General features: G+C 63.9%; 25 protein-coding genes. 13 read left to right on the forward strand and 12 right to left on the reverse strand.

Annotated elements, in window-relative coordinates; all coding sequences use genetic code 11:
* Nucleotides 1-180 precede the first annotated feature (180 nt).
* Nucleotides 181-330, forward strand: coding sequence for a DUF1127 domain-containing protein (locus ACVNHC_RS12140; RefSeq protein ID WP_019966090.1), 150 nt, complete (start codon nt 181-183; stop codon nt 328-330).
* Nucleotides 331-613: 283 nt separating this feature from the next.
* Here ACVNHC_RS12140 and ACVNHC_RS12145 read toward each other — a convergent pair whose 3' ends face one another.
* Nucleotides 614-1,264 carry a hypothetical protein gene (locus ACVNHC_RS12145; protein ID WP_457167427.1) on the reverse strand — a complete coding sequence of 217 codons (651 nt, stop codon included), beginning with the start codon at nt 1,262-1,264 and terminating at the stop codon, nt 614-616.
* A 224-nt stretch (nt 1,265-1,488) separates the two neighbouring features.
* On the opposite strand from ACVNHC_RS12145, the gene trmFO reads away from it, so the two are divergent.
* Nucleotides 1,489-2,949, forward strand: a complete 1,461-nt coding sequence (trmFO, locus tag ACVNHC_RS12150) for a methylenetetrahydrofolate--tRNA-(uracil(54)-C(5))-methyltransferase (FADH(2)-oxidizing) TrmFO (protein ID WP_457167428.1) — start codon at nt 1,489-1,491, stop codon at nt 2,947-2,949.
* Nucleotides 2,950-3,112: 163 nt separating this feature from the next.
* On the opposite strand, the gene gmk is transcribed toward trmFO, so the two are convergent.
* From gmk to fabD, 7 genes are all read right to left on the reverse strand, one after another.
* Nucleotides 3,113-3,838 (reverse strand): guanylate kinase, encoded by a 726-nt coding sequence (gene gmk / locus ACVNHC_RS12155; RefSeq protein WP_082440050.1) that lies wholly within the window; start codon nt 3,836-3,838, stop codon nt 3,113-3,115.
* A gap of 3 nt (nt 3,839-3,841) precedes the next feature.
* Nucleotides 3,842-4,732, reverse strand: a complete 891-nt coding sequence (locus tag ACVNHC_RS12160) for a YicC/YloC family endoribonuclease (RefSeq protein WP_457167429.1) — start codon at nt 4,730-4,732, stop codon at nt 3,842-3,844.
* Nucleotides 4,733-4,821: 89 nt separating this feature from the next.
* The gene (mltG, locus tag ACVNHC_RS12165) at nt 4,822-5,988 is read right to left on the reverse strand and encodes an endolytic transglycosylase MltG (RefSeq protein ID WP_050473280.1); all 1,167 of its coding nucleotides are present in this window, start codon (nt 5,986-5,988) and stop codon (nt 4,822-4,824) included.
* Between the two features lie 242 nt (nt 5,989-6,230).
* Entirely contained in the window at nt 6,231-7,493 is a 1,263-nt protein-coding gene (fabF, locus tag ACVNHC_RS12170) for a beta-ketoacyl-ACP synthase II (RefSeq protein WP_050473279.1), read from the reverse strand.
* A gap of 65 nt (nt 7,494-7,558) precedes the next feature.
* Complete coding sequence (locus ACVNHC_RS12175) at nt 7,559-7,795, reverse strand: acyl carrier protein (RefSeq protein WP_050473278.1); 237 nt, start codon at nt 7,793-7,795, stop codon at nt 7,559-7,561.
* A 249-nt stretch (nt 7,796-8,044) separates the two neighbouring features.
* Nucleotides 8,045-8,782: a 3-oxoacyl-[acyl-carrier-protein] reductase gene (gene fabG / locus ACVNHC_RS12180; RefSeq protein ID WP_058899881.1), complete on the reverse strand. Its 738-nt coding sequence runs from the start codon at nt 8,780-8,782 to the stop codon at nt 8,045-8,047.
* Nucleotides 8,783-8,859: 77 nt separating this feature from the next.
* Nucleotides 8,860-9,807, reverse strand: coding sequence for an ACP S-malonyltransferase (gene fabD / locus ACVNHC_RS12185; protein WP_457167430.1), 948 nt, complete (start codon nt 9,805-9,807; stop codon nt 8,860-8,862).
* A gap of 524 nt (nt 9,808-10,331) precedes the next feature.
* Between fabD and rpsF the strand changes: the two genes are divergently transcribed.
* From rpsF to ACVNHC_RS12230, 9 genes are all read left to right on the forward strand, one after another.
* Entirely contained in the window at nt 10,332-10,763 is a 432-nt protein-coding gene (gene rpsF, locus ACVNHC_RS12190) for a 30S ribosomal protein S6 (RefSeq protein ID WP_019966100.1), read from the forward strand.
* A gap of 5 nt (nt 10,764-10,768) precedes the next feature.
* Nucleotides 10,769-11,017, forward strand: coding sequence for a 30S ribosomal protein S18 (gene rpsR / locus ACVNHC_RS12195; RefSeq protein WP_050473275.1), 249 nt, complete (start codon nt 10,769-10,771; stop codon nt 11,015-11,017).
* A 162-nt stretch (nt 11,018-11,179) separates the two neighbouring features.
* Entirely contained in the window at nt 11,180-11,743 is a 564-nt protein-coding gene (gene rplI / locus ACVNHC_RS12200) for a 50S ribosomal protein L9 (RefSeq protein WP_122520185.1), read from the forward strand.
* A 286-nt stretch (nt 11,744-12,029) separates the two neighbouring features.
* A complete protein-coding gene (locus ACVNHC_RS12205) occupies nt 12,030-13,514 on the forward strand; it encodes a replicative DNA helicase (protein WP_050473273.1) in 1,485 nt (494 codons plus the stop codon).
* 124 nt (nt 13,515-13,638) lie between these two features.
* Nucleotides 13,639-14,796 (forward strand): alanine racemase, encoded by a 1,158-nt coding sequence (alr, locus tag ACVNHC_RS12210; protein ID WP_457167431.1) that lies wholly within the window; start codon nt 13,639-13,641, stop codon nt 14,794-14,796.
* 1 nt (nt 14,797) lies between these two features.
* Nucleotides 14,798-16,216: a DNA repair protein RadA gene (gene radA / locus ACVNHC_RS12215; RefSeq protein ID WP_050473271.1), complete on the forward strand. Its 1,419-nt coding sequence runs from the start codon at nt 14,798-14,800 to the stop codon at nt 16,214-16,216.
* Nucleotides 16,217-16,276: 60 nt separating this feature from the next.
* Nucleotides 16,277-16,918, forward strand: a complete 642-nt coding sequence (locus ACVNHC_RS12220; protein WP_457167432.1) for a CvpA family protein — start codon at nt 16,277-16,279, stop codon at nt 16,916-16,918.
* Between the two features lie 48 nt (nt 16,919-16,966).
* Complete coding sequence (purF, locus tag ACVNHC_RS12225; RefSeq protein ID WP_019966107.1) at nt 16,967-18,469, forward strand: amidophosphoribosyltransferase; 1,503 nt, start codon at nt 16,967-16,969, stop codon at nt 18,467-18,469.
* A gap of 6 nt (nt 18,470-18,475) precedes the next feature.
* Entirely contained in the window at nt 18,476-19,222 is a 747-nt protein-coding gene (locus ACVNHC_RS12230; RefSeq protein ID WP_457167433.1) for an SDR family NAD(P)-dependent oxidoreductase, read from the forward strand.
* Between the two features lie 418 nt (nt 19,223-19,640).
* Here ACVNHC_RS12230 and ACVNHC_RS12235 read toward each other — a convergent pair whose 3' ends face one another.
* From ACVNHC_RS12235 to ACVNHC_RS12250, 4 genes are all read right to left on the reverse strand, one after another.
* Nucleotides 19,641-20,441 carry an inositol monophosphatase family protein gene (locus ACVNHC_RS12235; RefSeq protein ID WP_457167434.1) on the reverse strand — a complete coding sequence of 267 codons (801 nt, stop codon included), beginning with the start codon at nt 20,439-20,441 and terminating at the stop codon, nt 19,641-19,643.
* A gap of 122 nt (nt 20,442-20,563) precedes the next feature.
* Nucleotides 20,564-21,991, reverse strand: coding sequence for a ribosome biogenesis GTPase Der (gene der / locus ACVNHC_RS12240; protein WP_122520189.1), 1,428 nt, complete (start codon nt 21,989-21,991; stop codon nt 20,564-20,566).
* A 40-nt stretch (nt 21,992-22,031) separates the two neighbouring features.
* Nucleotides 22,032-23,381, reverse strand: coding sequence for an outer membrane protein assembly factor BamB family protein (locus ACVNHC_RS12245; RefSeq protein WP_457167435.1), 1,350 nt, complete (start codon nt 23,379-23,381; stop codon nt 22,032-22,034).
* A complete protein-coding gene (locus ACVNHC_RS12250; RefSeq protein WP_050473265.1) occupies nt 23,381-24,058 on the reverse strand; it encodes a tetratricopeptide repeat protein in 678 nt (225 codons plus the stop codon). Before ACVNHC_RS12250 ends, ACVNHC_RS12245 begins: the two co-directional genes overlap by 1 nt.
* A gap of 403 nt (nt 24,059-24,461) precedes the next feature.
* On the opposite strand from ACVNHC_RS12250, the gene ACVNHC_RS12255 reads away from it, so the two are divergent.
* Together ACVNHC_RS12255 and ACVNHC_RS12260 are read left to right on the forward strand one after the other, a co-directional pair.
* Nucleotides 24,462-24,737 (forward strand): PilZ domain-containing protein, encoded by a 276-nt coding sequence (locus ACVNHC_RS12255; protein WP_050473264.1) that lies wholly within the window; start codon nt 24,462-24,464, stop codon nt 24,735-24,737.
* Between the two features lie 135 nt (nt 24,738-24,872).
* Nucleotides 24,873-25,505 (forward strand): NAD(P)H-dependent oxidoreductase, encoded by a 633-nt coding sequence (locus tag ACVNHC_RS12260; RefSeq protein ID WP_457167436.1) that lies wholly within the window; start codon nt 24,873-24,875, stop codon nt 25,503-25,505.
* The last annotated feature ends 57 nt before the right edge of the window (nt 25,506-25,562 follow it).

Raw genomic sequence — 25,562 nt, forward strand, 5'->3', positions numbered from 1 at the left:
GCCACATGCCCTTCACCTGTGCAGATGCACATTAATCATGCATTGCATTGCCTGCAGGGCAGGCATGTTGAAGCCCCCATAGCTGAAACCGGCGAACAGGCCTAGATAAGGGTCACAAGATGCAACGCCAACAAGAGCGCTGCCACAGCTTCAAAGACAAAGCAAAGAACGGATAAAATCATGCTGCACGACATCGTCTCCAAGTATCGCTCGTGGAAGAAGTACCGCGCCACCTATGAAGAGCTGGCCCGCATGTCCTCGCGTGAGCTGAGCGACATCGGCATCTCCCGCGCGGACATCGCCTCCGTCGCCCGCGGGGCCATGCGCTAAGACGCAGCCCCAGCCCTGTTTTCGCTGCTCTGCAGCATAAGCAGGCCAGCCATGCAGAATTGTGCATGGCGGTATCGCCCGGCCCGCGGTACAACATATTCAACAACGGGGCGCCAAGCGGTGCCTCAGTTCTCCCGGACCAAAGGACTCCTCCTCCCACCTGCGGTCCGGAACAAGCCGGTTCTCCTCCTCCCGAACCGGCTCTGGAAAGAGCGCTCGCCGAACTCCTCCTCCCATCGGCGAGCGCTTTTCTCGTTTTAAGCACCCCCCCTTCAAATTTTCATCACCAGGCATCTGCTGCGGCAAACCAGCTTTCGAGCGGCTGCACCACGGGCGGCTCCGCATTGGCGCGCACCCAGCTGTCGATGGCATAGGCCTGACCGCCTGCATTCTCCCGCAGAACCGCCGTGGCATGCGGATAGTGCCCGTCCAGCAGGAAGCCGCGCGCCACGGGCGATGCAACGCGGTGGTGACGCAACAGCCCCGCGCGTTCTGCATAAAGAAGCAGGCTGGTGGTGTTGCTGGCCTCGTCGATACAATCCATCTGACCCGGCACACCGGCATTGCGCATGTCGAGGCCGCCAATATCCGGCGCGGTTCCAAGCGCTGCCGTTACGCGTGCCTCCTGCCACTGGACGGCCCTGGACACGGCCCTGCGCTCTGCCGCAGGCGATTCCTTGCCTGAGGCGAGAATCGATGCAAGCTTCCGCCTGTCCGCGCTGGAAAAATCCACCGGCGCCTTGTAGGTGCAGCCGAAGCCGTGACAGATGTAGAGCCTGTCCTCCCGGGGGAGCAGCGCTTTGCGGTCGCGGTACCAGGTCTCCGGCCCCAGTTCAGCCTGCGCCGCGCAGCCCGCCAGTATTGCGGCGGCCAGCAGCATGTGAAGGGCGCGTCCTGCTTTGCTGAGGTGCAGGTGCCTTGCCTTGGTCTGCATGTGCCGCCTTTCCTTTAAGCCGGAGCCCTGCCCGTCCGCGCCAGTCTCCGGACCTCTCTCTGCCCAGCCTACGGCAAATGCACATGTCCCGCCAAACGGCAGACCGCCCTGGCTCAGGTTCAACGGCGGCTTTCCGTTGCATCGCCCCGGTCATGCGGGTATCAGGGGCTTGAGATGCAGGACCGCAGCGCGGACTGGCGCCGCAGGACCGGCCGCCGGGACATATGTCCGGTCCAGCCCCTTTTCAGCACAAGCACAGGCAGAGCCACGTGACGAAACCCATTCATGTGATCGGCGGCGGTCTCGCCGGTTCGGAAGCAAGCTGGCAGATCGCCCGCGCCGGCGTTCCGGTTGTTCTTCATGAAATGCGCCCGGTGCGGGCAACCGATGCCCACAAGACGGACGGGCTTGCCGAGCTGGTCTGCTCCAACTCCTTCCGCTCCGACGATGCGGATTACAACGCCGTCGGCCTGCTGCACTGGGAGCTGCGTCAGGCAGGCTCGCTGATCATGCAGGCGGCCGATGCCCATCAGGTGCCCGCCGGCAGCGCGCTGGCGGTGGACCGGGACGGCTTTTCGGAAGCGGTGACTCAGATGCTCACCTCGCACCCGCTGATCACCATCGAGCGCGGCGAGCTGACCAGCCTGCCGCCGCAGGACTGGGACAATGTGATCATTGCCACCGGCCCCCTCACCTCTCCGGCCCTGTCGGAAGCGATCCTGGCGCGCACGGGTGAGGATTCGCTCGCCTTCTTCGACGCCATTGCCCCGATCGTGCATTTTGATTCCATCAACATGGATGTGGCCTGGTTCCAGTCCCGCTATGACAAGGTGGGTCCGGGCGGCACGGGCAAGGATTACATCAACTGCCCTCTGGACAAGGCCCAGTACGAGGCCTTCATCGATGCGCTGATCGCAGGCGAGAAGACCGAATTCAAGGAATGGGAGGCCAACACCCCCTATTTCGACGGCTGCCTGCCCATCGAAGTGATGGCGGAGCGTGGCCGCGAAACCCTGCGCCACGGGCCGATGAAGCCGATGGGCCTCACCAACGCCCATAACCCGACCGTCAAGGCCTATGGCGTGGTGCAGCTGCGCCAGGACAATGCGCTCGGCACGCTCTACAACATGGTCGGCTTCCAGACGAAGCTGAAATATGGCGCACAGGCCGAGATCTTCCGCATGATCCCGGGGCTGGAGAATGCCGTCTTTGCCCGTCTCGGCGGCTTGCACCGCAACACCTTCCTCAATTCACCGAAGCTGCTCGATGGCACGCTGCGGCTGAAGGCCGATCCGCGCCTGCGCTTTGCCGGGCAGATCACCGGCTGCGAAGGCTATGTGGAATCGGCCTCCGTCGGCTGCATGGCCGGGCTGTTTGCCGCTGCGGCCGCGCAAGGACGCGAGCTGACGCCGCCGCCCGCCACCACGGCCATGGGCGCGCTGCTGGCGCATATCACCGGCGGCCACCTTGTGCATGAGGAAGAAGGCGCGCCGCGCTCGTTCCAGCCGATGAATGTCAATTTCGGCCTGTTCCCGCCGGTGGAAGCCCCGAACAAGGGCGAAGACGGCAAGCGCCTGCGCGGGGCGGAAAAGGCCAAGGCCCGCAAGCTTGCCATGACCCAGCGGGCCCGCAGCGATTTCGGCGGCTGGGTGCAGGAAATCAGCCTGCCGCAGATGGCGGGCTGAGTGTGGCAGGTTGAAGACGCCTTTGGCAGGGCGGGCTCCTTGCGCCGCTGACAGGTCCCGGCACAAGGCCGGGACGGCGCGGAGGATAGTCATTTCATTTCTTGCAAAACAAACAGGGCTCCGCATGCGGAGCCCTGTTTCATTTCAGATGAAGGAAAAAAGATCAGCCTTCGGCATCGCTCACGCCGGCTTCGCCCAGCTCGCGGCGCAGGTCGTCCACCATGCCGTCGATGAAGGGTCCGATGGCGGCGGAGCGGGAGCGGCGGTGGCGCTCGGCGCGCAGGATGGACTGAACCGCCAGGAACGCGCGGCTGAGATCGTCATTGACGACCACATAGTCATATTCGCTCCAGTGGCGCATCTCGCCGACAGCGGTCTTTAGCCGCCTCAGGATCACGTCATCAGCATCTTCTGCACGACGGTGCAGGCGGGATTTCATCTCGGCAATGGACGGCGGCAGGATGAAGATGGACACCACATCCTCACGCATCCGCTCATAAAGCTGGAAGGTGCCCTGGATGTCGATGTCGAACAGCACGTCCCGGCCGCTGCGCAGCGCCTGCTCCACCGGATCGCGCGGCGTGCCGTAGTAATTGCCATGCACCTCGGCCCATTCCAGCAGCTCTTCCCGGTCGCGCATCAGCTCGAACTTTTCGCGGGAAATGAAATGGTAGTGCACGCCGTCAATCTCGCTAGTGCGGCGCGGGCGCGTCGTCACGGAGATGGACAGGGACAGGCTTGTCTCCTGCCCCAGCAGATTGCGGGCAATCGTCGACTTGCCCGCGCCCGAAGGCGAGGACAGAACGAGCATGAGGCCGCGGCGGTGTGCCTCGGCCTCATCGGCGGTAACGGATGTCCCGGCGGGACGGGCGGACTTGCTGCCGGCCATTGATCACTCCAGATTCTGGATCTGCTCACGCATCTGGTCGATGACGGATTTCAGCTCAAGGCCGATGGCCGTCAGCGCCACGTCATTGGATTTCGAGCAGAGCGTATTCGCTTCCCGGTTAAATTCCTGTGCGAGGAAATCGAGCTTGCGGCCCACAGGCCCGCCATCGGCCAGAAGCTTGCGGGCGGCAGCCACATGGGCGGCCAGCCGGTCCAGCTCCTCGCGGATGTCGGCGCGGGTCGCCAGCAGCACCGCCTCCTGATGCAGCCGCTGCGGCTCCAGCGCGGGCGCAGCCTCCAGCAAGGCCGAAACCTGGGCGGCAAGCCTGTCGCGAATGGCCTCTACCGTGCGCGCCGGATGCCTTTCGGCTGCATCCGTTGCTGCGGCAATAGCGGCCAGCTGGCCGTCCAGCACGGCACCGATGGCCGCGCCTTCCGCCTTGCGCATGGCGGCAAGCGCCTTCAGCGCCTCATCGAAGGATGCGGCCAGCGCTGAAATCAGGGCCGCCCGGGCCTCTTCGTCTTCCACAGGCTCGCGCAGTTCCAGCACGCCCTTGTGGGCGAGGATGCCATCAAGGCTCGGCGGCACGGCTTCGGGCAGGCGCCGCTTCAGCAGCTGCACCGCATGCAGAACGGCTTCGAGCGCTGCCTCGTTGATGGTGAGAACTGCATCGCCCTGGTCCCGCTGCAGCGACAGGGAGATGGAGACATTGCCTCTGGCCAGAGCCTTGCCGCAGCGCTCGCGCAGCTGCGCTTCCAGATCTTCCATGCCCGGAGGCAGACGGAAGCGCAGATCAAGGCTCTTGCCGTTGACGGAGCGCAGTTCCCAGTGCCAGCGCACCGCGCCATGAGATCCTTCAACCCGGGCAAAGCCGGTCATGCTGGACAAAGCCATGTCCTGATCCTTCCCCCCGGAACCGGTTCAGGAGACAGACGCCGGGCTGCAAGCACAAGCTGCGGGCCCGCCGTCTGTCTCCTGCCGGTTCAGTTCTGTGTTGCCGGAGCAGCCTCTTCCGGCGCGGGCGCCTCGGGAGCGGCCTCGCTGGCGGCGGCACCGTTGCCACCGGCCTGCTGTGCCCGGCGGGCGCGCTCGATCTCGCGCCACTTGCGCACATTGGCCTGATGCTGCTCATAGGTTTCGGCAAAGACGTGACCGCCGGTGCCATCGGCAACGAAATAGAGATCCTTCGTCCGCGACGGGTTGGACACCGCTTCCATGGCCGCACGGCCCGGATTGCCGATCGGCCCCGGCGGCAGCGCACGGATCTGATAGGTGTTGTATTCGGTCTTCTTGTCGAGATCGGCGCGGGTGATGGCACTGCGGTCGGTGGTCCACGCGTCGCCGCCATAAAGCCCGTAGAGAATGGTCGGGTCAGACTGCAGCGGCATCGACTTGTTCAGCCGGTTGACGAAGACACCGGCAACGCGCGGGCGCTCATCGGCGCGAGCGGTTTCCTTCTCGACGATCGACGCCAGAATGACCAGCTCTTCGGGCGTCTGCACCGGCAGGCCTTCAACCCTGCGCGCCCAGATTTCCGCCAGAAGCTTGGTCTGCGCCGCCTGCATCTGGTTGAGGATCTGCTGACGCGAGGCACCGCGCGTGAATGTGTAGGTCTCAGGCAGCAGCGCGCCTTCCGGCGGGATATCCGTAATCTCGCCGGTGAGAATCTCGTTCTCGCGCAGACGCCGGATCACCTGCGCCGTGGACCAGCCCTCGGGGATGGTGACGGAATAGACCACCGCCTTGCCTTCCACCAGGTCCGTCATCACGTCGCGCATGCTGGAGCCGGCCTTGAACTCGTATTCACCCGCCTTCAGCCGGGCCGCATTCTTGTAGGCCCGCACACCCAGATTGAACACCAGACCATCGGTGATCACGCCATTGCGCTCGAGGATATCGGCAATGCCGCCGAGGCCCTGGCCGGAGGAAATGATCACGGTCTTGTCTTCCGTCAGAGGACCAGCCGCATCGAATTCCTGCTTGCCCCAGTAGATGCCTGCACCAATGGCAAGAATCAGGATGACGGCGCTGGAAAGCACCAGATTGATCAGGATGACAATGGGATTGCGCGCATGGCGCGACCGCTGGGGCGGTTCTGGCGCCCGGTCGGGCTGGATGGCCTCGCGTGGGCTCTTTGGCTTGACACGCATGGTCGCTCGCTCCTTCGGATCCTGCCGCCCCCGGCGCCCCGCAAAGAGGGCCCGCAGCAGATTGTCAAGGGTGTGAGGGAGACCCGCACGGCACGGCCGTCAGCCCCTCCCCTCTCGTTCAACTGCGGCCAGATGGCCGGAAGCACTCCGGCCCGGTTCTGTGACACCGCCCGGCTCCGCCGCAGATCAAGGGATTAACCTTGTCAATGCGGCGAAACGAGGAAATCGTGACGGGAGGGCTGTCAGCCCTCGACGCGCCGCAGGATCAACGAAGCATTGGTGCCGCCGAAGCCGAAGGAATTCGACAGGGCAACATCGATCTGCTTCTTGCGCGGCTGATGCGGCACCAGATCGATCCGGCTCTCGACGGACGGATTGTCGAGGTTGATCGTCGGCGGCGCAATGTTGTCGCGGATGGCGAGGACAGAGAAGATCGCCTCGACCGCACCGGCAGCACCCAGAAGGTGGCCGATGGAGGATTTGGTGGAGGACATGGAGATCTTGTCCGCCGCATCACCCACCAGACGCTCGACAGCGCCCAGCTCGATGGTGTCAGCCATCGTCGAGGTGCCGTGGGCGTTGATGTAGTCGATATCGGCTGCCGTAATGCCGGCACGCTTCATCGCTGCGCTCATGCAGCGGTAAGCGCCGTCACCATCTTCGGACGGAGCCGTGATGTGATAGGCATCGCCCGACAGGCCATAGCCGATGACTTCGGCATAGATGGTCGCGCCGCGGCGCTTGGCGTGCTCATATTCTTCAAGCACCACCACACCGGCGCCCTCGCCCATGACGAAGCCGTCACGGTCCTTGTCGTAGGGGCGCGAGGCCTTTTCGGGCGTGTCGTTGTAGAGGGTCGACAGAGCGCGGCAGGCGGCAAAGCCAGCCAGAGCAAGACGGCAGACCGGAGATTCGGTGCCACCAGCCACCATGACATCGGCATCATCAAGCGCGATGAGGCGGGCCGCGTCACCGATCGCATGCGCGCCGGTGGAACAGGCCGTCACGACGGCATGGTTCGGCCCCTTGAGGCCGTGGCGGATGGAAACCTGACCGCCGGCCAGGTTGATCAGACGGCCGGGAATGAAGAACGGGCTGAGGCGGCGCGGCCCCTTGTCCCGCAGCACATGGGCTGCTTCCTCAATGCCCTGCAGGCCGCCGATGCCGGAGCCGATCAGCACGCCGGAGCGGATTTGCTCCTCGTACGTCACGGGCTTCCAGTTTGCATCGGCGAGCGCCTGGTCGGCAGCAGCCATGGCATAGACGATGAAATCGTCGACCTTGCGCTGCTCCTTGGGGTCCATCCAGTCGTCGGGATTGAAGGCCCCTTCGACTGACGGATCGCGCGGGATCTGACAGGCAATTTTACAGGCGAGATCCTCGACTTCGAAGTTGCTGACGCGCTGCGCAGCACTCTTGCCCTCAAGGATCTTCTTCCACGTCACGTCAACGCCGCTACCATGCGGCGTCACCATGCCCATACCGGTAATAACTACTCGTCTCATCAGCCCGCACATGTTTCGGGTGGAAGCGTCGCCGCTTCCCCCCACAGGTCACGAATAACCGGAGATTAACCGGCGTTCTTTTCGAGGAACTTGACCGCGTCGCCGACGGTCAGGATCGTCTCGGCTGCATCGTCGGGGATCTCGACGCCGAATTCTTCTTCGAAGGCCATCACCAGCTCGACGGTGTCAAGGCTGTCCGCGCCGAGGTCGTCGATGAAGCTTGCAGCTTCGACGACCTTGTCGGCGTCGACGCCCAGGTGCTCGATAACGATCTTCTTAACTCGTTCCGCGATATCGCTCATTTTATTTACCTCGGTGGTTTTTACGAACCGGACACACGCTGCAGGATGAACCGGACCTCAGTCTTCGCACAGCCTGCTTACGGGCGCTACCCGGACAAGAGCAACGGAAGGCCCATGAAATCAAGCCATTCCGTCAGTCTTTCCAGAATAATCGGCGGCTAGGTATCACACTTTATCAGGCTTGACCAGCCGCCGCCCCTGGAGTGGACCCGTGTTTTCCGCCAATGGCGTAAAACACGGATTCCAAAGTCAAATCATGGCCATGCCGCCATTCACATGCAGCGTCTGGCCGGTCATGTAGGCTGCCTCGTCGCTGGCAAGATACACAGCTGCACCGGCAATTTCCGCAGCCGTGCCCAGACGGCCTGCCGGAACCGATCCGAGAATCGATTCCTTCTGCTTGTCGTTCAGCACGTCCGTCATCGCGGTTTCGATGAAACCGGGCGCGATCGTGTTGACCGTGACATTGCGGCTGGCGATCTCGCGGGCGATGGACTTGTACATGCCGATCATGCCGGCCTTGGCCGCTGCATAATTGGCCTGGCCCGGGTTGCCGGTGACGCCGACCACGGAGGCAATGCCGATGATGCGGCCATGGCGGCGCTTCATCATGCCCTTGATCGCCGAACGGCAGATGTGGAAGTTGGAGGTGAGGTTCACTTCCAGCACCTGATCCCACTCTTCATCCTTCATGCGCATGAAGATGTTGTCGCGGGTGATGCCGGCGTTGTTCACCAGAATGTCGATCTGGCCCATGGCTGCTTCCGCTGCCGGAACCAGCGCTTCCACGGCGGCGCGGTCGGAAAGGTTTGCGGGGACGACATGCACCCGCTCCTTCAGATCGGCGGCCAGCGCCTCCAGCTTTTCAGCGCGCGTGCCGGACAGGGTCACGGTGGCGCCCTGTGCGTGCAGCGCGCGGGCAATGGCCTCGCCGATGCCGCCGGTGGCACCGGTGACGAGAGCCGTCCTGTTGGTCAAGCTGAACATCGTGATGTTTCCTTCCAGTTTCCTGTCAGCGGTGCAGCCCGGCCAAAGGCCACGACAGCACCGCATATGATCCGCTGTCAGCCGTTCAGGCGCTCCAGCACGGCATCCACATCGCCCGGCGTGTTGACGGCAAGGCCGCCCGCATCCTTGGCAATGCGCTTGATCATGCCGGTCAGAACCTTGCCTGCGCCGATCTCGACGAAAGTATCAATCCCCTCGCCCGCAAGCCACTCGATGGATTCGCGCCAGCGCACCGTACCGGTGACCTGCTCCACCAGACGGCTGCGGATTTCCGCCGGATCCGTCACCGGGCGCGCCAGCACATTGGCAACCAGCGGCACCTTCGGCGCATGAATGGTCACGCCCGCCAGCGCTTCAGCCATGGCATCGGCAGCGGGCTGCATCAGCGAGCAATGGAAGGGCGCGGACACCGGCAGAAGCACGGCGCGGCGCCCGCCCTTGGTCTTGGCAATCTCAAGCGCCCGTTCCACGGCCGCCTTGTGGCCGGAGACCACAACCTGCCCCGGCGCATTGTCGTTGGCCGCTTCACAGACCTCGCCCGGAGCGCTGGCTTCCGCCGCAACTTCACGGGCAACGTCGAAATCAAGGCCGAGCAGCGCCGCCATCGCGCCAACGCCCACCGGCACAGCCGCCTGCATGGACTGGCCGCGCAGGCGCAGCAGACGCGCCGCATCACCGATGGACAGGCTCCCGGCAGCCGCAAGAGCGGAATATTCGCCGAGCGAATGACCGGCGACATAAGACGCAGAGGCCTTGAGGTCGATGCCGCGCGCTTCCATCATGCGCAGCGCCGCAAGGCTGACGGCCATCAGCGCGGGCTGGGCATTGGCCGTGAGGGTCAGCTGATCCTCGGGGCCATTCCACATGAGTTCGGAGAGCTTCTCGCCGAGCGCCTCATCCACTTCTGCAAAGACGGCACGTGCCTCGGCGGAGCCTTCCGCCAGTTCCTTGCCCATGCCCACGGCCTGGCTGCCCTGACCGGGGAAAATGAATGCAACGCCCATAATGCGCGGCCTCCGTCGCTTGGCACCGGCTCTGGAGCGGCCGGCTGTTCTCAACTCATGATGCAAGGGACTGGCCGGACATAAGGGCGGTCAATCCCGCCATTCGATATGTCCCCGCCGCCCTCTTGCGGCAAAATGATCCGCCGCTATGGTCTGGCAGACAGGGCCATGTCAAGAGCATATGCCCCCCGCACCGCAGCGAAAGCGGCCAAAGTCCGTGGGAAACTGCTGGCGGCATGGAGCTGAAACGCTGAAGAGAGGCCAGCCGGCGCCCTGCTCCGCTCCGTTCGCCGGCTGTGATTTGATGCAGTCTGCGCTTGCATTTGCGGGCGCCTTCTATATACAGCGCCACTATCCGGAACCTTGGCTGGTGGCTGAACGGAAGGATGCGCAAGCATCAGGGGCGTCAAACTCCCGTCTTCCCGTGTCTCCGCTCTCGTAGGACTTTACGTACCTTTCCGTAGGCACGTTGAGGCTTTGCGCCAGGTTTTCCCGGATAGACGCTAGAGAAAGGCAAGACACACATGCCGCTTTATGAGCACGTGTTCCTGGCGCGCCAGGACATCTCGACCCAGCAGGTCGAGCAACTCGTTGAACAGTACAAGGGTCTGATCGAAGCCAACGGTGGCAAGGTCGGCAAGATCGAGAACTGGGGCCTGCGCGCGCTGGCTTACCGGGTCAAGAAGAACCGCAAGGCCCACTACACCCTGATGAACATCGAAGCTCCGCATGCCGCGGTTGCCGAAATGGAGCGTCAGATGGGCATCAACGAAGACATCCTTCGTTTCATGACCCTGAAGGTCGAATCCCACGATGACGAGCCGTCTGCCATGATGCAGAAGCGCGACCGTGATGACCGCCGCCGCCGCGACGACAAGTTCGGCAGCGACCGCCCGGCCCGTGAGCCCCGTGGTGAGCGGAGCGAACGCGCTCCCCGCCGTGCAGAAGCGGAGTAATTGACATGCCTGAAATCGCACAGATCCCGACGCGCCGTCCGTTCTTCCGCCGCCGCAAGACCTGCCCGTTCTCGGGCGAGGGTGCTCCGGTCATCGACTACAAGGACATCCGTCTGCTGCAGCGCTACATTTCCGAGCGTGGCAAGATCGTTCCGAGCCGCATCACCGCGGTCTCCGCGAAGAAGCAGCGTGAGCTGGCCCGCGCCATCAAGCGCGCCCGCATCCTGTCGCTGCTGCCCTTCGTCATCAGCTGAGATCACGGCTCACGCCTGATCTGATCAAGACGCGGCCCGCCGGCTTCATGCTGCGGGCCGCGCCGGACTCTTGAGGGTCCGGCATCCCGGATTGGGGCCGGCGGGTTTGTGGACCGGCTTCTAACCGCCCGAGAGGCGGGACAGACCGACTGGAGAAATCCCATGGAAGTCATTCTTCTGGAACGCGTGGCCAAGCTTGGCCAGATGGGCGACAAGGTGCGCGTGCGCGACGGTTACGCCCGTAACTTCCTGCTGCCGCAGGGCAAGGCGTTGCGCGCCAACAAGGCAAACCTTGCCAAGTTCGAAGCCGAGCGTGCTCAGCTGGAAGCCCGTAACCTGGAGCGCCGCAAGGACGCCGAGGCCGTTGGCGAAAAGCTGGCCGGCCAGAGCTTCATCGTGATCCGTTCGGCTGCCGAAACCGGCCAGCTCTACGGCTCCGTCTCCACCCGCGACATCGCCTCCGTGGCGACCGCTGGCGGCTTCAGCGTTTCCCGCGGCCAGGTGCACCTGTCCGAGCCGATCAAGACGATCGGCCTGCACACGGTCGCCATCGCCCTGCACCCGGAAGTCGAAGTGTCCATCACCATCAACGTTGCCCGTTCCGCTGACGAAGCCGAGCGTCAGGCAGCCGGTGAGAACCTGACCCTGCGCGAGCAGGACAGCTTCGAGTTCGAGGAAGACGAAGAAGCCGAGGAAGGCGAAGTCGAGGCCGAAGACGAGGAGTAATCCTCTCCGGCCCGGTTTGCCCGGCGCAAGATCAGGCGGTGCCTTCCGGGGCGCCGCCTTTTTCTTTGCCTGTTTTATGGGCGCGCTGACGCGGGTTCCGGCCAATATGTGCGCAGGATATCCACAGCCTGCCCCCAGCCCTTGTCCACATGCACCAGTCAAGGCGCGAGATGACTTGTCCCCGTTGATCTTGCGCAGGCTGAGGATAATTGCCTCCCCTGAACTGCGGCCTTTTCCTGCGCCCTTAACCCCGGTAAACGAAATATGACCGCGACCGGGGGACCACATGAAGGGCACTATCCAGAAGATCGAAACGGCGAGCGAGACCGTGCGCGTCGCTCCGCATAACGCGGAGGCTGAGCGCCAACTGCTGGGTGCGATTCTGGTCAACAACGAGACCTATTACCGCGTCTCCGACTTTCTGGAGCCGCACCACTTTTTCCTGCCGCCGCACAAGGACATTTACGAGAAGATCGGCCAGCTGATCCGCGCAGGCAAGACCGCCTCGCCCATCACGCTGAAGACCTTCTATCCTGCCGACATCAAGATCGCGGATCTGAGCGCGACGCAGTACCTGCTGCGCCTTGCCGCCGACGCCGCCTCGATCATCAACGCGGAAGACTATGGCCGCATCATCTATGACCTTGCCGTCCGGCGGAACCTGATCCGCATCGGCGAGGACATGGTCAACATCGCCTATGACGCGCCCATCGACATGCCGCCGAACCAGCAGATCGACGACGCCGAGCGGCGGCTGTTCGAACTGGCGGAAACCGGCCGCAGCGAAGGCGGCTTCGTCACCTTCGGCGATGCGCTGACCGAAACCATCCATATGGCCCACGCGGCCTATAACCGCGAAGGCGCCCTGTCGGGCATTTCCTCCGGCCTGACCGATCTGGACCGGCTGATGGGCGGCCTTCAGCATTCGGATCTGATCGTGCTCGCCGGCCGTCCCGCCATGGGCAAGACCTCGCTCGTCACTAACATCGCCTACAACGTCGCCCAGGCCTATCAGGCCGAAGAGCAGCCGGATGGCTCGCTGAAGACGGTGAATGGCGGTGTCGTCGGCTTCTTCTCGCTGGAAATGTCGGCCGAACAGCTGGCCACCCGTATCATTTCCGAGCAGACCGAGATTTCCTCCTCGAAGATCCGCCGCGGCGACATTTCCGAGGCCGATTTCGAGAAACTGGCAGCCGCTGCCCAGCACATGCAGACCGTGCCGCTTTACGTGGACCAGACCGGTGGCATCTCCATCGCCTCGCTGGTGGCCCGTGCCCGCCGCCTCAAGCGCCAGCGCGGCCTCGACCTGCTCATCGTCGACTATATTCAGCTGCTGTCCGGCTCGTCCAAGAACAGCGGCAACCGCGTGCAGGAAATCACCGAAATCACCACGGGCCTCAAGGCGCTGGCGAAGGAGCTGAACGTTCCCATCATCGCCCTCTCCCAGCTGTCCCGTCAGGTGGAATCGCGTGAAGACAAGCGCCCGCAGCTGTCGGACCTGCGCGAATCGGGCTCCATCGAGCAGGACGCCGACGTGGTGCTCTTCGTGTTCCGCGAGGAATATTACCTGTCCAAGACCATGCCCGAGGAAGGCACGCCCGAATACGAGGCCTGGGTGGACAAGTTCGAGCGCGTCAAGGGCAAGGCCGAAGTCATCATCGCCAAGCAGCGTCACGGCCCCACCGGCACGGCACAGCTGCACTTCCAGGGCGAATTCACCCGCTTCTCGGATCTGGCACAGGAAGACTATATGCCCGAGCGGATGGAGTAACCCGTCCGGACCGGTCTATGATGGCCGCAGATATGGGCAAGGTGCCGATTCGCCGCTCCGCGTGGAAACCGCTGCGTGAGGGCTCTGCCTTGCTTTTGGCTTCATGACACAGGACCCGCAGAGCATGACAAGCTCCAGTCACGGGCAAACCGTCATCCCGGCCGGCAGCCGTCTGACGATCGATCCGCTCGCCATCGCGCGCAACTGGCGCCGCGTGAAGGACCAGCTCACGCCCGGCACCCAGTGCGCCGCCGCCGTGAAAGCCGATGCCTATGGCTGCGGCCTTGCCGTCACGGTGAAGCATCTGGCGGAGGCCGGCTGCTCCACCTTCTTCGTGGCTACGCCGCAGGAAGGCGTCACTGCCCGTCAGGCAGCCCCCAATGCCATCATCTACATCCTCAACGGCCTGTTCCCGGGCGCTGCTCCCCTGCTGGCTGAGGCAAGGCTGCGGCCGGTGCTGGGGTCCCTGCCCGAAATCGAGGAATGGGCGCTGTTCTGCCGCGAACGCAAGGTGAAGCTGGAAGCGGCCATCCACATCAACACCGGCATGAACCGGCTCGGCCTCAACGCTCCAGAATGCGAGCGGCTGGCGGCGGATGGCACGCTGCTGGAGGCTTTCACCGCGTCGCTGCTGATGAGCCATCTGGCCTGCGCGGCCGAGCCCGCCCATGCGCACAACCACGTGCAGCTTGCCGCTTTCGAGGCGATGAGCGCGCATTTCCCCGGCGTGCCGCGCTCGCTTGCCAATTCGGCGGGCGTATTTCTGGGGCCGGAGTTCCATTTCGATCTGGTGCGCCCCGGCATTGCGCTCTACGGCGGCCAGATCATCGACCATCCGCCCCTGAAGCTTGAACCGGTGATCCGGCTGGAGGCCCGCGTGCTGCAGGTCCGCAAGGTCCCGGCTGGCGAAGGCGTCGGCTATGGCCTTGCCCGCACGGCGGAGCGCGACAGCCGCATTGCCATGCTGTCCTGCGGCTATGGCGATGGTTTCCTCAGGGGCGCGGGCAGCGCCGACGGCAAGCCGGGCGCATCGGCCTGGGTTGATGGTCACGCCCTGCCTCTGTTTGGCCGGATCTCCATGGACATGCTGGCTGTGGATGCCACCGATGTTCCGGCAGACAAGCTGCGCCGGGGCACCTATGTGGAGCTTCTGGGCCCCAACGCCAGCCTTCAGGCGGCGGCATCGGCGGCCGGAACGATTGATTATGAACTGCTGACGGGCCTTGGAAGCCGCCACGCGCGCATCTACGGGCCGCTGGACGGCGGGACGACCGGAGACTGACATGGCCCGCCGCGGCTCATCCTTTGTGTGCCAGGCCTGTGGTGCGATCACGGGCAAATGGACCGGCCGCTGCGAATCCTGCGGCGAATGGAACACCATCGTCGAGGAGGCCGAAGGCAGCGGCGTCGGCGGCGGCCCGTCCAAGGGCAAGGTCACCCGTGGCCGCGTCGTGCCGCTGGTCGGCCTTTCGGGCGAGGCCAAGGAAGCCCCGCGCTTCCAGAGCGGCATCAAGGAGCTGGACCGGGTGACCGGCGGCGGCTTCGTCAAGGGCTCCGCCCTGCTGGTGGGCGGAGATCCGGGCATCGGCAAGTCCACCCTGCTGATCCAGGCTTCCGCCGCACTCGCCAACAAGGGCCTGCGCTCGGTCTATATCTCGGGCGAAGAGGCGATCGATCAGGTCCGTCTGCGCGCCGAACGCCTAGGCCTTGCCAATGCGCCCGTCGCGCTCGCCTCCGAAACCAGCGTCGAGGACATTCTGGCGACGCTGGAAGCCGGTCCTCCCCCTGCCCTGCTGATCCTTGATTCCGTGCAGACGCTGTGGACGGAGCTGGCGGATTCGCCTCCCGGCACGGTGACGCAGGTGCGCGCCTCGGCGCAGGCCATGGTCCGCTATGCCAAGAAATCCGGCACCGCCATGGTGCTCGTCGGCCATGTCACCAAGGACGGCCAGATCGCAGGCCCCCGTGTGGTGGAGCACATGGTGGACGCGGTGCTCTATTTCGAAGGTGACGGCGCGCATCAATACCGCATCCTGCGTTCGGTGAAGAACCGTTTCGGTGCCACCGATGAAATCGGCGTGTTCGAGATGACAGGCGCGGGCCTGCAGGAAGTGGCCAACCCTTCAGCGCTTTTCCTCGGCGAGCGCTCGTCCAATGCACCCGGCTCGGTGGTCTTTGCCGGGCTGGAGGGCTCCCGCCCGCTGCTCATTGAAATTCAGGCGCTCGTCGCCCCCTCGCCGCTCGGCACGCCCCGCCGCGCCGTGATCGGCTGGGACAGCGCCCGCCTGTCGATGATCCTGGCGGTGCTGGAAGCGCGCTGCGGGGTTCGCTTTTCGCAGCACGATGTCTATCTGAATGTGGCCGGCGGCCTCAGGATCAACGAGCCGGGCGCAGACCTTGCCGTGGCCGCTGCACTGGTCTCTTCACTCAGCGGGCTTGCCCTGCCGGTGAATTGCGTCTATTTCGGCGAGGTCAGCCTCTCGGGCGCCGTCAGACCGGTGGCCCAGGGACAGGCAAGACTGAAGGAAGCGCAGAAACTCGGCTTTGACCGCGCCATCTGCCCGGCCGGAAACATCAAGGATGGGACCGGGCCGGAGCTGAGCGCGGAAGGAATACAGGACCTGAGCGCCTTCATCGCCAAGATTGCTGCCAAGGGCAGCGGGCGGGCCGGCGGCGGGCCCCGGGATGTGCGGAACGACTGACAGCAGCATGGCGCCGCAAGCGGCAGCCGGGACTGCGGGCTACAAGGGTAAAACCGGACGATGCCAATCACGCTCCTCGACGGAATTCTTCTCGTCATCATGCTGATTTCCGCCGTTCTGGCGATGGTGCGCGGCTTTGTCCGTGAAGTCCTGTCCATTGGCTCGTGGGTGGCGGCAGCCGCCGCAGCCTACTTGCTTTTTGAATCTGTGCTTCCATATGCCAAGCAGTATATCAGCAATGACTATGTTGCTCTCGGCGCTTCCATTGCGGGCGTGTTCCTGCTGACGCTGATCATCGTCAGCTACATCACCATGCGCATTTCCGATTTCGTGCTCGACAGCCGCATCGGCGCGCTGGACCGCACGCTCGGCTTCGTTTTCGGCGCCGCACGCGGTATGCTGCTTGTTGTCGTCGGCTTGGCCTTCTTCAACTGGTTTGTGCCGGCGGAGCGCCAGCCCCAGTGGGTGGTTCAGGCCAAGTCCCGTGACCTGCTGACCTCCATCGGCCTTCAGCTGCAGGCAGCGCTGCCGGAGGACCCGGAAAAGAAGTATCAGGACTTCAAGCGCTCCAGCCGCCGCAATGCCGATGAGCCCCAGGGCCAGACACAGGGCCAGCCTCAGGGCGGGACCGAGAATACCGGCTACAGCGCCGCAGAGCGTCAGGGCATCGACCAGCTGACGACCAGCGGCACCGGAAACTGATCTTTTTGCCAGCAAGGCTGGCCGCACAACCTCTCAAGGAGCTTCGCCATGTCCGGTCTGACCGACTTCCAGGGCGCAGGGAAACAGTTCCGTTCCGATGATACGGACGACATCTACGGGGACACGCTGCGTGAAGAATGCGGCGTGTTCGGCGTTTTGGGGCATGAAGATGCCGCCGCGCTGACCGCCCTTGGCCTGCACGCCCTGCAGCATCGCGGACAGGAAGCGGCCGGCATCGTCACCTATGACGATAACGAGCAGTTCCGCTCCGAGCGCCATCTCGGCCTCGTCGGCGATCACTTCTCCAGCGCCGAGACGATCAAGCGCCTCGCAGGCTCTGCTGCTGTCGGCCACGTGCGCTACTCCACCACCGGCGAACCGGCCCTGCGCAACGTGCAGCCGCTGTTCGCGGAGCTGGACGGCGGCGGCTTTGCCATCTGCCACAACGGCAACTTCACCAATGGCCTGACGCTGCGCCGCCAGCTGATCCGCGACGGCGCCATCTGCCAGTCCACGTCGGATTCCGAAGTGGTGCTGCAGCTCGTCGCCCGCAGCCGCCAGCCGAAGATCGTCGACCGCTTCATCGAGGCGATCAAGCAGATGGAAGGCGCCTATTCGCTGGTGGCCCTCACCCGCAAGAAGCTGATCGGCGCCCGCGACCCGCTGGGCATCCGCCCGCTGGTGCTGGGTGACCTCAACGGTGCCCCGATCCTTGCCTCCGAAACCTGCGCGCTCGACATCATCGGCGCCAAGTTCATCCGCGAGATCGAGAACGGCGAGGTGATCGTCTGCACCTCCGGCGGCATCGAGAGCTACTTCCCCTTCGGCCGCCGCCCGGCCCGCCCCTGCATCTTCGAATACGTCTATTTCGCCCGGCCCGACTCGGTCGTCGGCGGCCGCTCGGTCTATGACGTGCGCCGCCAGATGGGCGCACAGCTGGCCCGCGAGAGCCACGTGGACGCTGATGTGGTGGTTCCTGTGCCGGACAGCGGCGTCCCCGCCGCCATCGGCTACAGCCAGGAATCGGGCGTTCCCTTCGAGCTGGGCATCATCCGCAACCACTATGTGGGCCGCACCTTCATCGAACCCACCCAGTCGATCCGCACCCTTGGCGTCAAGCTGAAGCATTCGGCCAACCGGGCGCAGATCGAAGGCAAGCGCGTCATCCTCATCGATGACAGCCTGGTGCGCGGCACCACCTCGCTGAAGATCGTGCAGATGATCCGCGATGCCGGCGCGCGCGAAGTGCATTTCCGCCTCGCCAGCCCGCCGATCCGCTACTCCGACTATTACGGCATCGACACGCCGGTGCGCGAAAAGCTGCTCGCCGCCCGCTACAATCTGGAAGAGATGCGCGCCTTCATCGGCGCCGACAGCCTCGCCTTCCTCTCGATCGAAGGTATCTACAAGGCCATGGGGCTTGAGGGCCGCGACAACGAGAACCCGCAGTTCACCGACCATTGCTTCACCGGCGACTATCCGACGCCGCTGACGGACCTGTCGGATGACGTGGAGTTCCGCAAGCCGCCGCGTCTGGTGGAAGTTGGATAAGGCACAATGACTGACAAGATCCTCGACGGCCGCATTGCGGTCGTCACCGGCGCCTCGCGCGGCATCGGCTATTTCATTGCCCGGGAACTCGGCCGCCTCGGCGCCCATGTGATCGCCGTCGCCCGCACCGTGGGCGGCCTCGAAGAGCTGGACGACGAGATCAAGGCCGCAGGTGGCCAGACCACGCTCGTGCCCCTCGACGTCACCGACTATGACGCGCTGGACCGTCTGGGTGCGGCCATTTTCGAGCGCTGGAAGAAGCTGGACATTCTGGTGGGCAATGCGGGCGTGCTCGGCACCCTGTCGCCGCTCGGCCATGTGGACATCAAGACCTGGGACAAGGTGATGGCGGCCAATGTCACCGCCAACTGGCGCCTGATCCGCTCGCTCGACCCGCTGCTGCGCCAGTCCGACGCCGGGCGCGCCGTGTTCCTGTCCTCCGGCGCCGCCCACAAGTGCAAGGCTTATTGGGGCCCCTATTCGGTCTCCAAGGCTGCGCTGGAAGCTCTGGTGCGCACCTACACCGCCGAGACGCGCCAGACGCCGCTGCAGATCAGCCTCGTCAATCCGGGCCCCGTCCGCACCTCCATGCGCGCACAGGCGATGCCCGGCGAAGATCCGGCCACCCTGCCGCATCCCGAAGAGGTTGCCAAGGCGATCATTCCGCTGACGCTTCCCACCTTCACGGACGGCGGCCGCCTCTACGACCACCCCTCGCGCAGCTACAAGGATTTTGTGCAGGTCGCATCGTAAGGGATTGGAACGGAGGGCCTTCTGCTTCTTGCCTTACCCCTTACCCCTTCCTCCGTCGTGCCATGACTTGATCATGGCATCCATGCCGCTTCATCTCATCACATGAGGGGCGGGATGATGCAGCAAGCGTTCCGGAGACGCTGCCTGAGCGGACAGGCTACGGAGTGGATGCCATGATCAAGTCATGGCATGACGAATGCGGAGAGATCTTTCGGGCCGGAGCACCGCTCCGGCCTCGTTGCTTTCAGATCACCCTCATGCGCAGCTTCAAAAACTTTGCGCAGGCACGCCATAAGCAGCTGGAATATCTACTGCCTTACCCCTTCCTCCGTCATGCCATGATTAAGTCATGGCATGACGAATGCGGAGAGATTTTTCAGGCCGGAGCACCGCTCCGGCCTTTTTGCATTCAGGCGCCTCAGTGCGCTGCCAGCGGCGGGAAGACTGCCTCGCACATGCCGGACCATTCGTCATAGACACCCGGGCAAGCGGTGATGACGCGCACGCCCGTCGCGATGGACGCGTCCACGTCAAAGCCGGTGACCTTGCCGCCGCCTTCTTCGATCATCAGGAGACCGGCGAGGCAGTCCCAGACGTTCATCTTGGATTCGCCATAGGCGATGAGCCGGCCGGCGGCCACATAGGCCAGCATCAGCCCGCCGGAGGCATTGCGGAAGAAGACGCCGCCCCGGTCCACCAGCGCATCGATCAGTTGCACGGCGCCGCAGACCTTGTTGCGGCCGCTAAAGCCGACACCGGCAGAGCCGGTCTTGAGGCTGGTGCTGGCGGAGACCCGCGCCGGGCGGCCATTGACCGTCAGCCCCTTGCCGCGTTCAGCGGCGAACATTTCGCCCGAGACCGGATCATGGATGACCCCGATGACGGTCTCCCCGTTGTGAACGCAGGCAATGATGACGCACCACTGCGGGATGCCGGCGACGAAATTCGCCGTGCCATCGATCGGATCGATCACCCAAGTGTAGCCGGAAGCCCCTTCCACCCGGCCATGTTCTTCCCCGACGATGCCATCGCCCGGGAAGACGGCCGCGATCTCGTCGCGCACCAGCGTCTCCACGTTGCGGTCGGCTTCCGTCACGAGGTCCTGGTGGCCCTTGTTGATGATGGTCAGCGTTTCCAGCTTGCGGAAATAGTCAAGGCCAAGCGCGCCTGCGCGGCGGGCGAGGCCAACGGCAAACTCCATGCGTTGCGTCGTCGTCATCGCGGTCCCCATGTCATTCGGTTGCAGATGGTGTGCGGGGCTGAGGCGCCCCGATGGGAGAGGAAAGGTCACAGAAAAGGCCGGAGCGGATGCCCCGGCCTCGAAAGGGCCCTTGCCGGGGCCTAACGGGTTTTCTTTTTCTTGCCCGCATAGGGATTTTCGCCCTTGCGGTAGCTGAGACGGATCGGCGTGCCCGGCATGTCGAAGGTCTGGCGCAGGCCGTTCACGAGATACCGGGTGTAGCTTTCCGGCAGCTCTTCGGGGCGCGAGCAGAACACAACGAAATGCGGCGGGCGGGTCTTGGCCTGCGTCATATAGCGCAGCTTGACGCGGCGTCCCTGCACCGCCGGGGGCGGATGGTGGGTGAGGATCTTCAGGAGCCAGCGGTTGAGGCGCGAAGTTGAAATGCGGGAGTTCCAGACCTCATAGGCGTTGAACACCGCTTCCATCAGCCGGTCGATGCCCTGCCCCTGCAGGCCGGACATGGTGACGATCTGGACGTTGCGGATCTGGTTGAGATAGCGGTCTTGCGCGTCCTTGATGGCGGACCAGGCCGCCTCCCGGTCCTCGATCAGATCCCACTTGTTGATGGCGATCACCAAAGCACGGCCTTCACGGGCCACCAGCTCGATGATCTGCAGATCCTGCTTCTCGAAGGAATTGGTCGCGTCCAGCGCCACGACAACCACTTCGGCAAACTTGATGGCGCGCAAGGCGTCGGCAACGGAGAGCTTTTCCAGCTTCTCCTGCACACGCGCCTTACGGCGGATACCGGCGGTGTCGAACAGCTTGAGATGGCGCTCGCGCCACAGCCAGTCGACGGAGATGGAATCGCGCGTGATGCCGGCTTCAGGCCCGGTCAGCATGCGCTCTTCGCCCAGCATCCGGTTGATCAGCGTCGACTTGCCCGCATTCGGACGCCCGACGATGGCCACCCGCAGCGGGCGCTCGCTGGTGCCCGCGGGAGCTGCTTCCGGCAGAAGCGGATTGCCATCCTCGTCCAGCTCAACGGAAAAGTCTGCCTCGTCCTTGGCCGCCTGCTCTTCTTCCTCGACCTGCTCCACATAGGGAAGCAGCGCCTCGTAGAGACCGGCCAGACCCTCGCCATGCTCGGCGGAGATGGCCACCGGCTCGCCAAGACCCAGCGAGAAAGCCTCGTAGAGGCCGCCCTCGCCTGCCCGGCCTTCCGCCTTGTTGGCCAGCAGGATCACCGGTGTCTCGCTCTTGCGGGCAACGGCGGCAAAATGCGCATCAAGCGGCGTTACGCCCGCACGGGCGTCGATGACGAACAGAACGACATCGGCTTCCGCGATGGCCTCTTCGGTCTGGGCGCGCATGCGGCCTTCAAGGCTCGTTGCGTCCGCATCCTCAAGGCCTGCGGTGTCGATGATGGTGAAGCGCAGGTCGCCCAGGCGCGCCTCGCCCGGCCGCCGGTCGCGGGTGACGCCCGGCGTGTCATCGACAAGCGCCAGGCGCTTGCCGACCAGCCGGTTGAACAGCGTCGATTTGCCCACATTCGGACGGCCAATAATGGCTACGGTAGCGCCCAAGCCCCTTACTCCTCAGGCCGCAATCCCTGCGGCCCATCTATCAGTTGAATCCGGCGATGCCGCTGTCGCCTTCCAGCACCACGATCCGGCCGCCGGCAACAATCGGGGTCACGAAGACCTTGGCCGAAATGTCACGCACGCTCTGGATCTGGCCGCTGGCTGCGTCCACAAGGGCAATGCGGCCATCGTTGGAGAAGGCCACCAATGTGCCGTTCGCCAGCACCGGGCCCGCCCAGTTGCGCCGCTTCTTCTTGTTGTCAAGCTGCGGCAGGTCTGCCCGCCATAGAGCGTCACCGGTCTTGCGGTCAAGAGCAACCATCTTGTCATCCAGCGTTACCATGAAAATGGCATTACCGGAGACGACCGGCGTGTGCACCGATCCTACATTCTGCTCCCACTGGCGCTCACCCGTCCTGAGCGAGGCAGCGACGATCTTGCCGCCGACGCCCGTGGCATAAACCGTGCCGCCGGAGACGACCGGGCTCGCGGCAACATCCGTCAGCGTGGACACCGCCAGGGTGCGGAAGGCACGCGAAACGCCTTCAGCCCAGATCGGCTCGCCCTTGCGGATGTCGAAGGCCATGATCTCGCCGGAGGAGAACGGCACCACAACGGTTCCGCCCGACACAGCCGGGGACGCGGCCGTCAGCAATCCTGCGTTTTCCTGAATGCCGGAATAGGTCCAGGCCACGGTGCCATCGTCCTGCTTGACCGCATAGACCTCGTTGGTCTGCGTCACGACGAAGACATGACCACCGCCAACCGCCGGGGCGCCGCGCGCCGGGGCGCTGAGCTCGACGGACCACAATTCCTGACCCGACCCGGCGTCCAGCGCTGCAAGCGAGCGATAGCCGGTTGCGGCGAAGACACGGTTGCCGGAAACGGCAACACCGCCGCCGGAGGCAATGCCGTTCTCGTCGGCCGGGCGCAGGTTCTTCGTCCAGGCACGGGCGCCGCCCGTGCTCATGGCAATCACCTCACCCGTGGGCTTGTAGACGAACAGACGCCCGCCAGAAGCCACAGGCCTTGCTGCCGTGCGCATGCCCGAAGACGTCAGGCCGCCGCCGGAACTGCCGATCGAGGCGCGCCAGGCCTGCTGGCCGCTGAAGGACACGGCAACATTGCCCGGGTCATTGCTCTCATTGCCGCCAGCCTGGGGCCAGTCCTGACCGCCCGTGGCGGAACCGATGCTGGCGGAGCGGTTTGCGGTCTGCTCCAACGGATCAGCGCCCTGAAACAGCGGCTGACGGTCGCCGGGAAGAATCTTCTGCTTGGTCGCAAAGGGATTGATGGCATCGGTATATTCAGACACCGAGGAGCAGCCCGCCAGAAGCGTGGCAGCCAGAAAAACACTGGCAAGCTGCCGGGAGGGCTTGGTCATACGCAACATCAGTTCGTCTCTCCCTTGTCGGCAATGCTGGGCTGTGAGCCACGGATCACCTTGGTGAGAATGGAAACCCGCGCCCCAATTTCGCGCGGCGCAGCGGCATCGTCCGTAATCTGGCTGGCATATTCGGTTGCAGCATCCATGTCGCCTGCGCTCCAGGCCGCGAAGGCAAGGATTTCGCGGGCCGCAAACCGCCAGGAATTGTTTTCGGCCGTCAGGGGCTCCAGCCGTGCCTTCAGCGCCGCAAGATCAGCCGTATCAAGGGCAATGTAGCCGGCGCGCACCGCAGCCAGGCCGCGCAGAACCGCTTCAACGGACGAATCGGCGGCCAGCGCATCATAGGCGGCGACGGCTTCATCCGCCTTGCCGGAGGCCGCAAGGCTCTCTGCGAGGCGGAATTTTGCCAGCACCGGATAGCCGCCGGTGGCAGATCCCAAGGCGGCGAAGGCAGCTTCCGCCTCCTCGGCCTTGCCCTCCTGCGCCAGGCGCACAGCCGCGATATAGGCATCACCGGCCTTCATCGACTGCTGGCCCTGCCAGTACAGCCAGCCGCGGTATCCGGCCGTTCCGGCCACAATCGCAACTGCCAGAATGATCACCCAAACGCCGAGACGGTCCCAAAGGCGACGGAATTTTTCGTGACGGATATCTTCGTCGACTTCCCGGAAAATGTCGGACATGCGTTCGAGCTTCCTGCAAACTTCTGGACTTGTGTGTGAGGCCTTACACCCCGCGCAAGGCGGCGCCACATTACAGTGTCACCGGCCCTGTGGCAAACGCCTGTATCCGGCTCTTTTCAATGGCTTGATGGCGCAAGTGAGGCGAGATCCGGCCAATCCGGCTTTTTGAAGGGCAGCGTATCCGGAATCACGCTCTCTTTTGGCCGGCTGACGAGGCAGAGCTCAATCCAAGGTGAAACACGCGCAAAACGCACACTTCAGAAATTCACCAGCGCTTTTCTCTCCTTACGTCATTCATCAATTTCGCAGACTATCCTTTCCAATGTGAAGCGAATGAAATATTCTTGAAATATAACAAGAAGATACACGCACCCAACAAAGGGCATTGGCTGGGAGCACCCGCATGAACGAGGAAAAGCGCAGCAGCCCGCGGCGGCGGGCGCTCAAATCGGCCAGATTGGTCTTCGGCAATCTTGACCGGGTTTTCGACGGCATGATCCGCAATCTGTCTGAAGGGGGCGTGATGGTGAAGGTCGATAACACCCATCTCATCCCGGACGAGCTGCTGCTCTATATCGACAGCGAGAATATCCGCCGGCCCGTGCGCGTTGTCTGGCGCACGGATACGGAACTCGGGCTGGAATTTTCCGGCCCGCCCGAGCCGCTGGCCAAACGCTGACACAAAACGGACCGCGGGCAACCGGAGCCTTGAAGCAGCGATAAGAAGGTTTATCTAGCTGCAGACAGTTGTCTTGACGCGGCCAGCCCCTTTCCCCTCCCCTGGCCGCGGCTTTCCAGCCCGAAAGGCCATAGAATGCTGATTGAAAAGCTGAACTGGCGCTATGCGACCAAGAAGATGGACCCGTCGAAGACGGTTTCCGAAGACAAGGTCGAGCGCATCCTTGAGGCTGCCCGCCTTGCGCCCACCTCCAGCGGACTGCAGCCGTTCGAGGTTATCGTCGTGACCAATCCGGAAATCCGCACCAGAATCCAGGAAATCGCCTGGAACCAGGCGCAGGTCACCGAAGGATCGCACCTGCTGGTGTTTGCCGCCTGGGACAACTACACGGCAGACCGCATCAACATGATGTTCGACCTCGTCAACGAGGAACGCGGCTTCACCAATGAAGGCTGGGAAAACTACCGGCAGATGCTGCTGAACACCTATGTGCCGCGCGATGCCGAGACCAATTATCAGCACGCTGCCCGTCAGGCCTATATCGCCTTCGGCATTGCCCTGGCTGCAGCGGCCTTCGAAGGCGTTGATTCCACCCCGATGGAAGGTTTTGACGCGGACAAGCTCGACGAGATTCTGGGCCTGCGCGCCAAGGGTCTGCGGTCCGTCACCATTCTGCCGCTCGGCTACCGGGATGCAGCCAACGACTGGCTGGCCAGCCTGAAGAAGGTGCGCCGCCCGCGCGATCAGTTCGTCATCGAAGTGAAGTAACCAAAGAAAACGCGCATCACCGGATCCTGCTGACGGACCGGTGATGCGCTTGCAGCC

It is taken from the genome of Pannonibacter sp. Q-1 (genome assembly GCF_054073275.1).

Coding starts and splice junctions, on each gene's coding strand:
- ACVNHC_RS12140 (WP_019966090.1), top strand. CDS start 181: ATGCTGCACGACATCGTCTCCAAGTATCGCTCGTGGAAGAAGTACCGC.
- ACVNHC_RS12145 (WP_457167427.1), bottom strand. CDS start 1,264: ATGCAGACCAAGGCAAGGCACCTGCACCTCAGCAAAGCAGGACGCGCC.
- trmFO (WP_457167428.1), top strand. CDS start 1,489: ATGTCCGGTCCAGCCCCTTTTCAGCACAAGCACAGGCAGAGCCACGTG.
- gmk (WP_082440050.1), bottom strand. CDS start 3,838: ATGGCCGGCAGCAAGTCCGCCCGTCCCGCCGGGACATCCGTTACCGCC.
- ACVNHC_RS12160 (WP_457167429.1), bottom strand. CDS start 4,732: ATGGCTTTGTCCAGCATGACCGGCTTTGCCCGGGTTGAAGGATCTCAT.
- mltG (WP_050473280.1), bottom strand. CDS start 5,988: ATGCGTGTCAAGCCAAAGAGCCCACGCGAGGCCATCCAGCCCGACCGG.
- fabF (WP_050473279.1), bottom strand. CDS start 7,493: ATGAGACGAGTAGTTATTACCGGTATGGGCATGGTGACGCCGCATGGT.
- ACVNHC_RS12175 (WP_050473278.1), bottom strand. CDS start 7,795: ATGAGCGATATCGCGGAACGAGTTAAGAAGATCGTTATCGAGCACCTG.
- fabG (WP_058899881.1), bottom strand. CDS start 8,782: ATGTTCAGCTTGACCAACAGGACGGCTCTCGTCACCGGTGCCACCGGC.
- fabD (WP_457167430.1), bottom strand. CDS start 9,807: ATGGGCGTTGCATTCATTTTCCCCGGTCAGGGCAGCCAGGCCGTGGGC.
- rpsF (WP_019966100.1), top strand. CDS start 10,332: ATGCCGCTTTATGAGCACGTGTTCCTGGCGCGCCAGGACATCTCGACC.
- rpsR (WP_050473275.1), top strand. CDS start 10,769: ATGCCTGAAATCGCACAGATCCCGACGCGCCGTCCGTTCTTCCGCCGC.
- rplI (WP_122520185.1), top strand. CDS start 11,180: ATGGAAGTCATTCTTCTGGAACGCGTGGCCAAGCTTGGCCAGATGGGC.
- ACVNHC_RS12205 (WP_050473273.1), top strand. CDS start 12,030: ATGAAGGGCACTATCCAGAAGATCGAAACGGCGAGCGAGACCGTGCGC.
- alr (WP_457167431.1), top strand. CDS start 13,639: ATGACAAGCTCCAGTCACGGGCAAACCGTCATCCCGGCCGGCAGCCGT.
- radA (WP_050473271.1), top strand. CDS start 14,798: ATGGCCCGCCGCGGCTCATCCTTTGTGTGCCAGGCCTGTGGTGCGATC.
- ACVNHC_RS12220 (WP_457167432.1), top strand. CDS start 16,277: ATGCCAATCACGCTCCTCGACGGAATTCTTCTCGTCATCATGCTGATT.
- purF (WP_019966107.1), top strand. CDS start 16,967: ATGTCCGGTCTGACCGACTTCCAGGGCGCAGGGAAACAGTTCCGTTCC.
- ACVNHC_RS12230 (WP_457167433.1), top strand. CDS start 18,476: ATGACTGACAAGATCCTCGACGGCCGCATTGCGGTCGTCACCGGCGCC.
- ACVNHC_RS12235 (WP_457167434.1), bottom strand. CDS start 20,441: ATGACGACGACGCAACGCATGGAGTTTGCCGTTGGCCTCGCCCGCCGC.
- ACVNHC_RS12245 (WP_457167435.1), bottom strand. CDS start 23,381: ATGTTGCGTATGACCAAGCCCTCCCGGCAGCTTGCCAGTGTTTTTCTG.
- ACVNHC_RS12250 (WP_050473265.1), bottom strand. CDS start 24,058: ATGTCCGACATTTTCCGGGAAGTCGACGAAGATATCCGTCACGAAAAA.
- ACVNHC_RS12255 (WP_050473264.1), top strand. CDS start 24,462: ATGAACGAGGAAAAGCGCAGCAGCCCGCGGCGGCGGGCGCTCAAATCG.
- ACVNHC_RS12260 (WP_457167436.1), top strand. CDS start 24,873: ATGCTGATTGAAAAGCTGAACTGGCGCTATGCGACCAAGAAGATGGAC.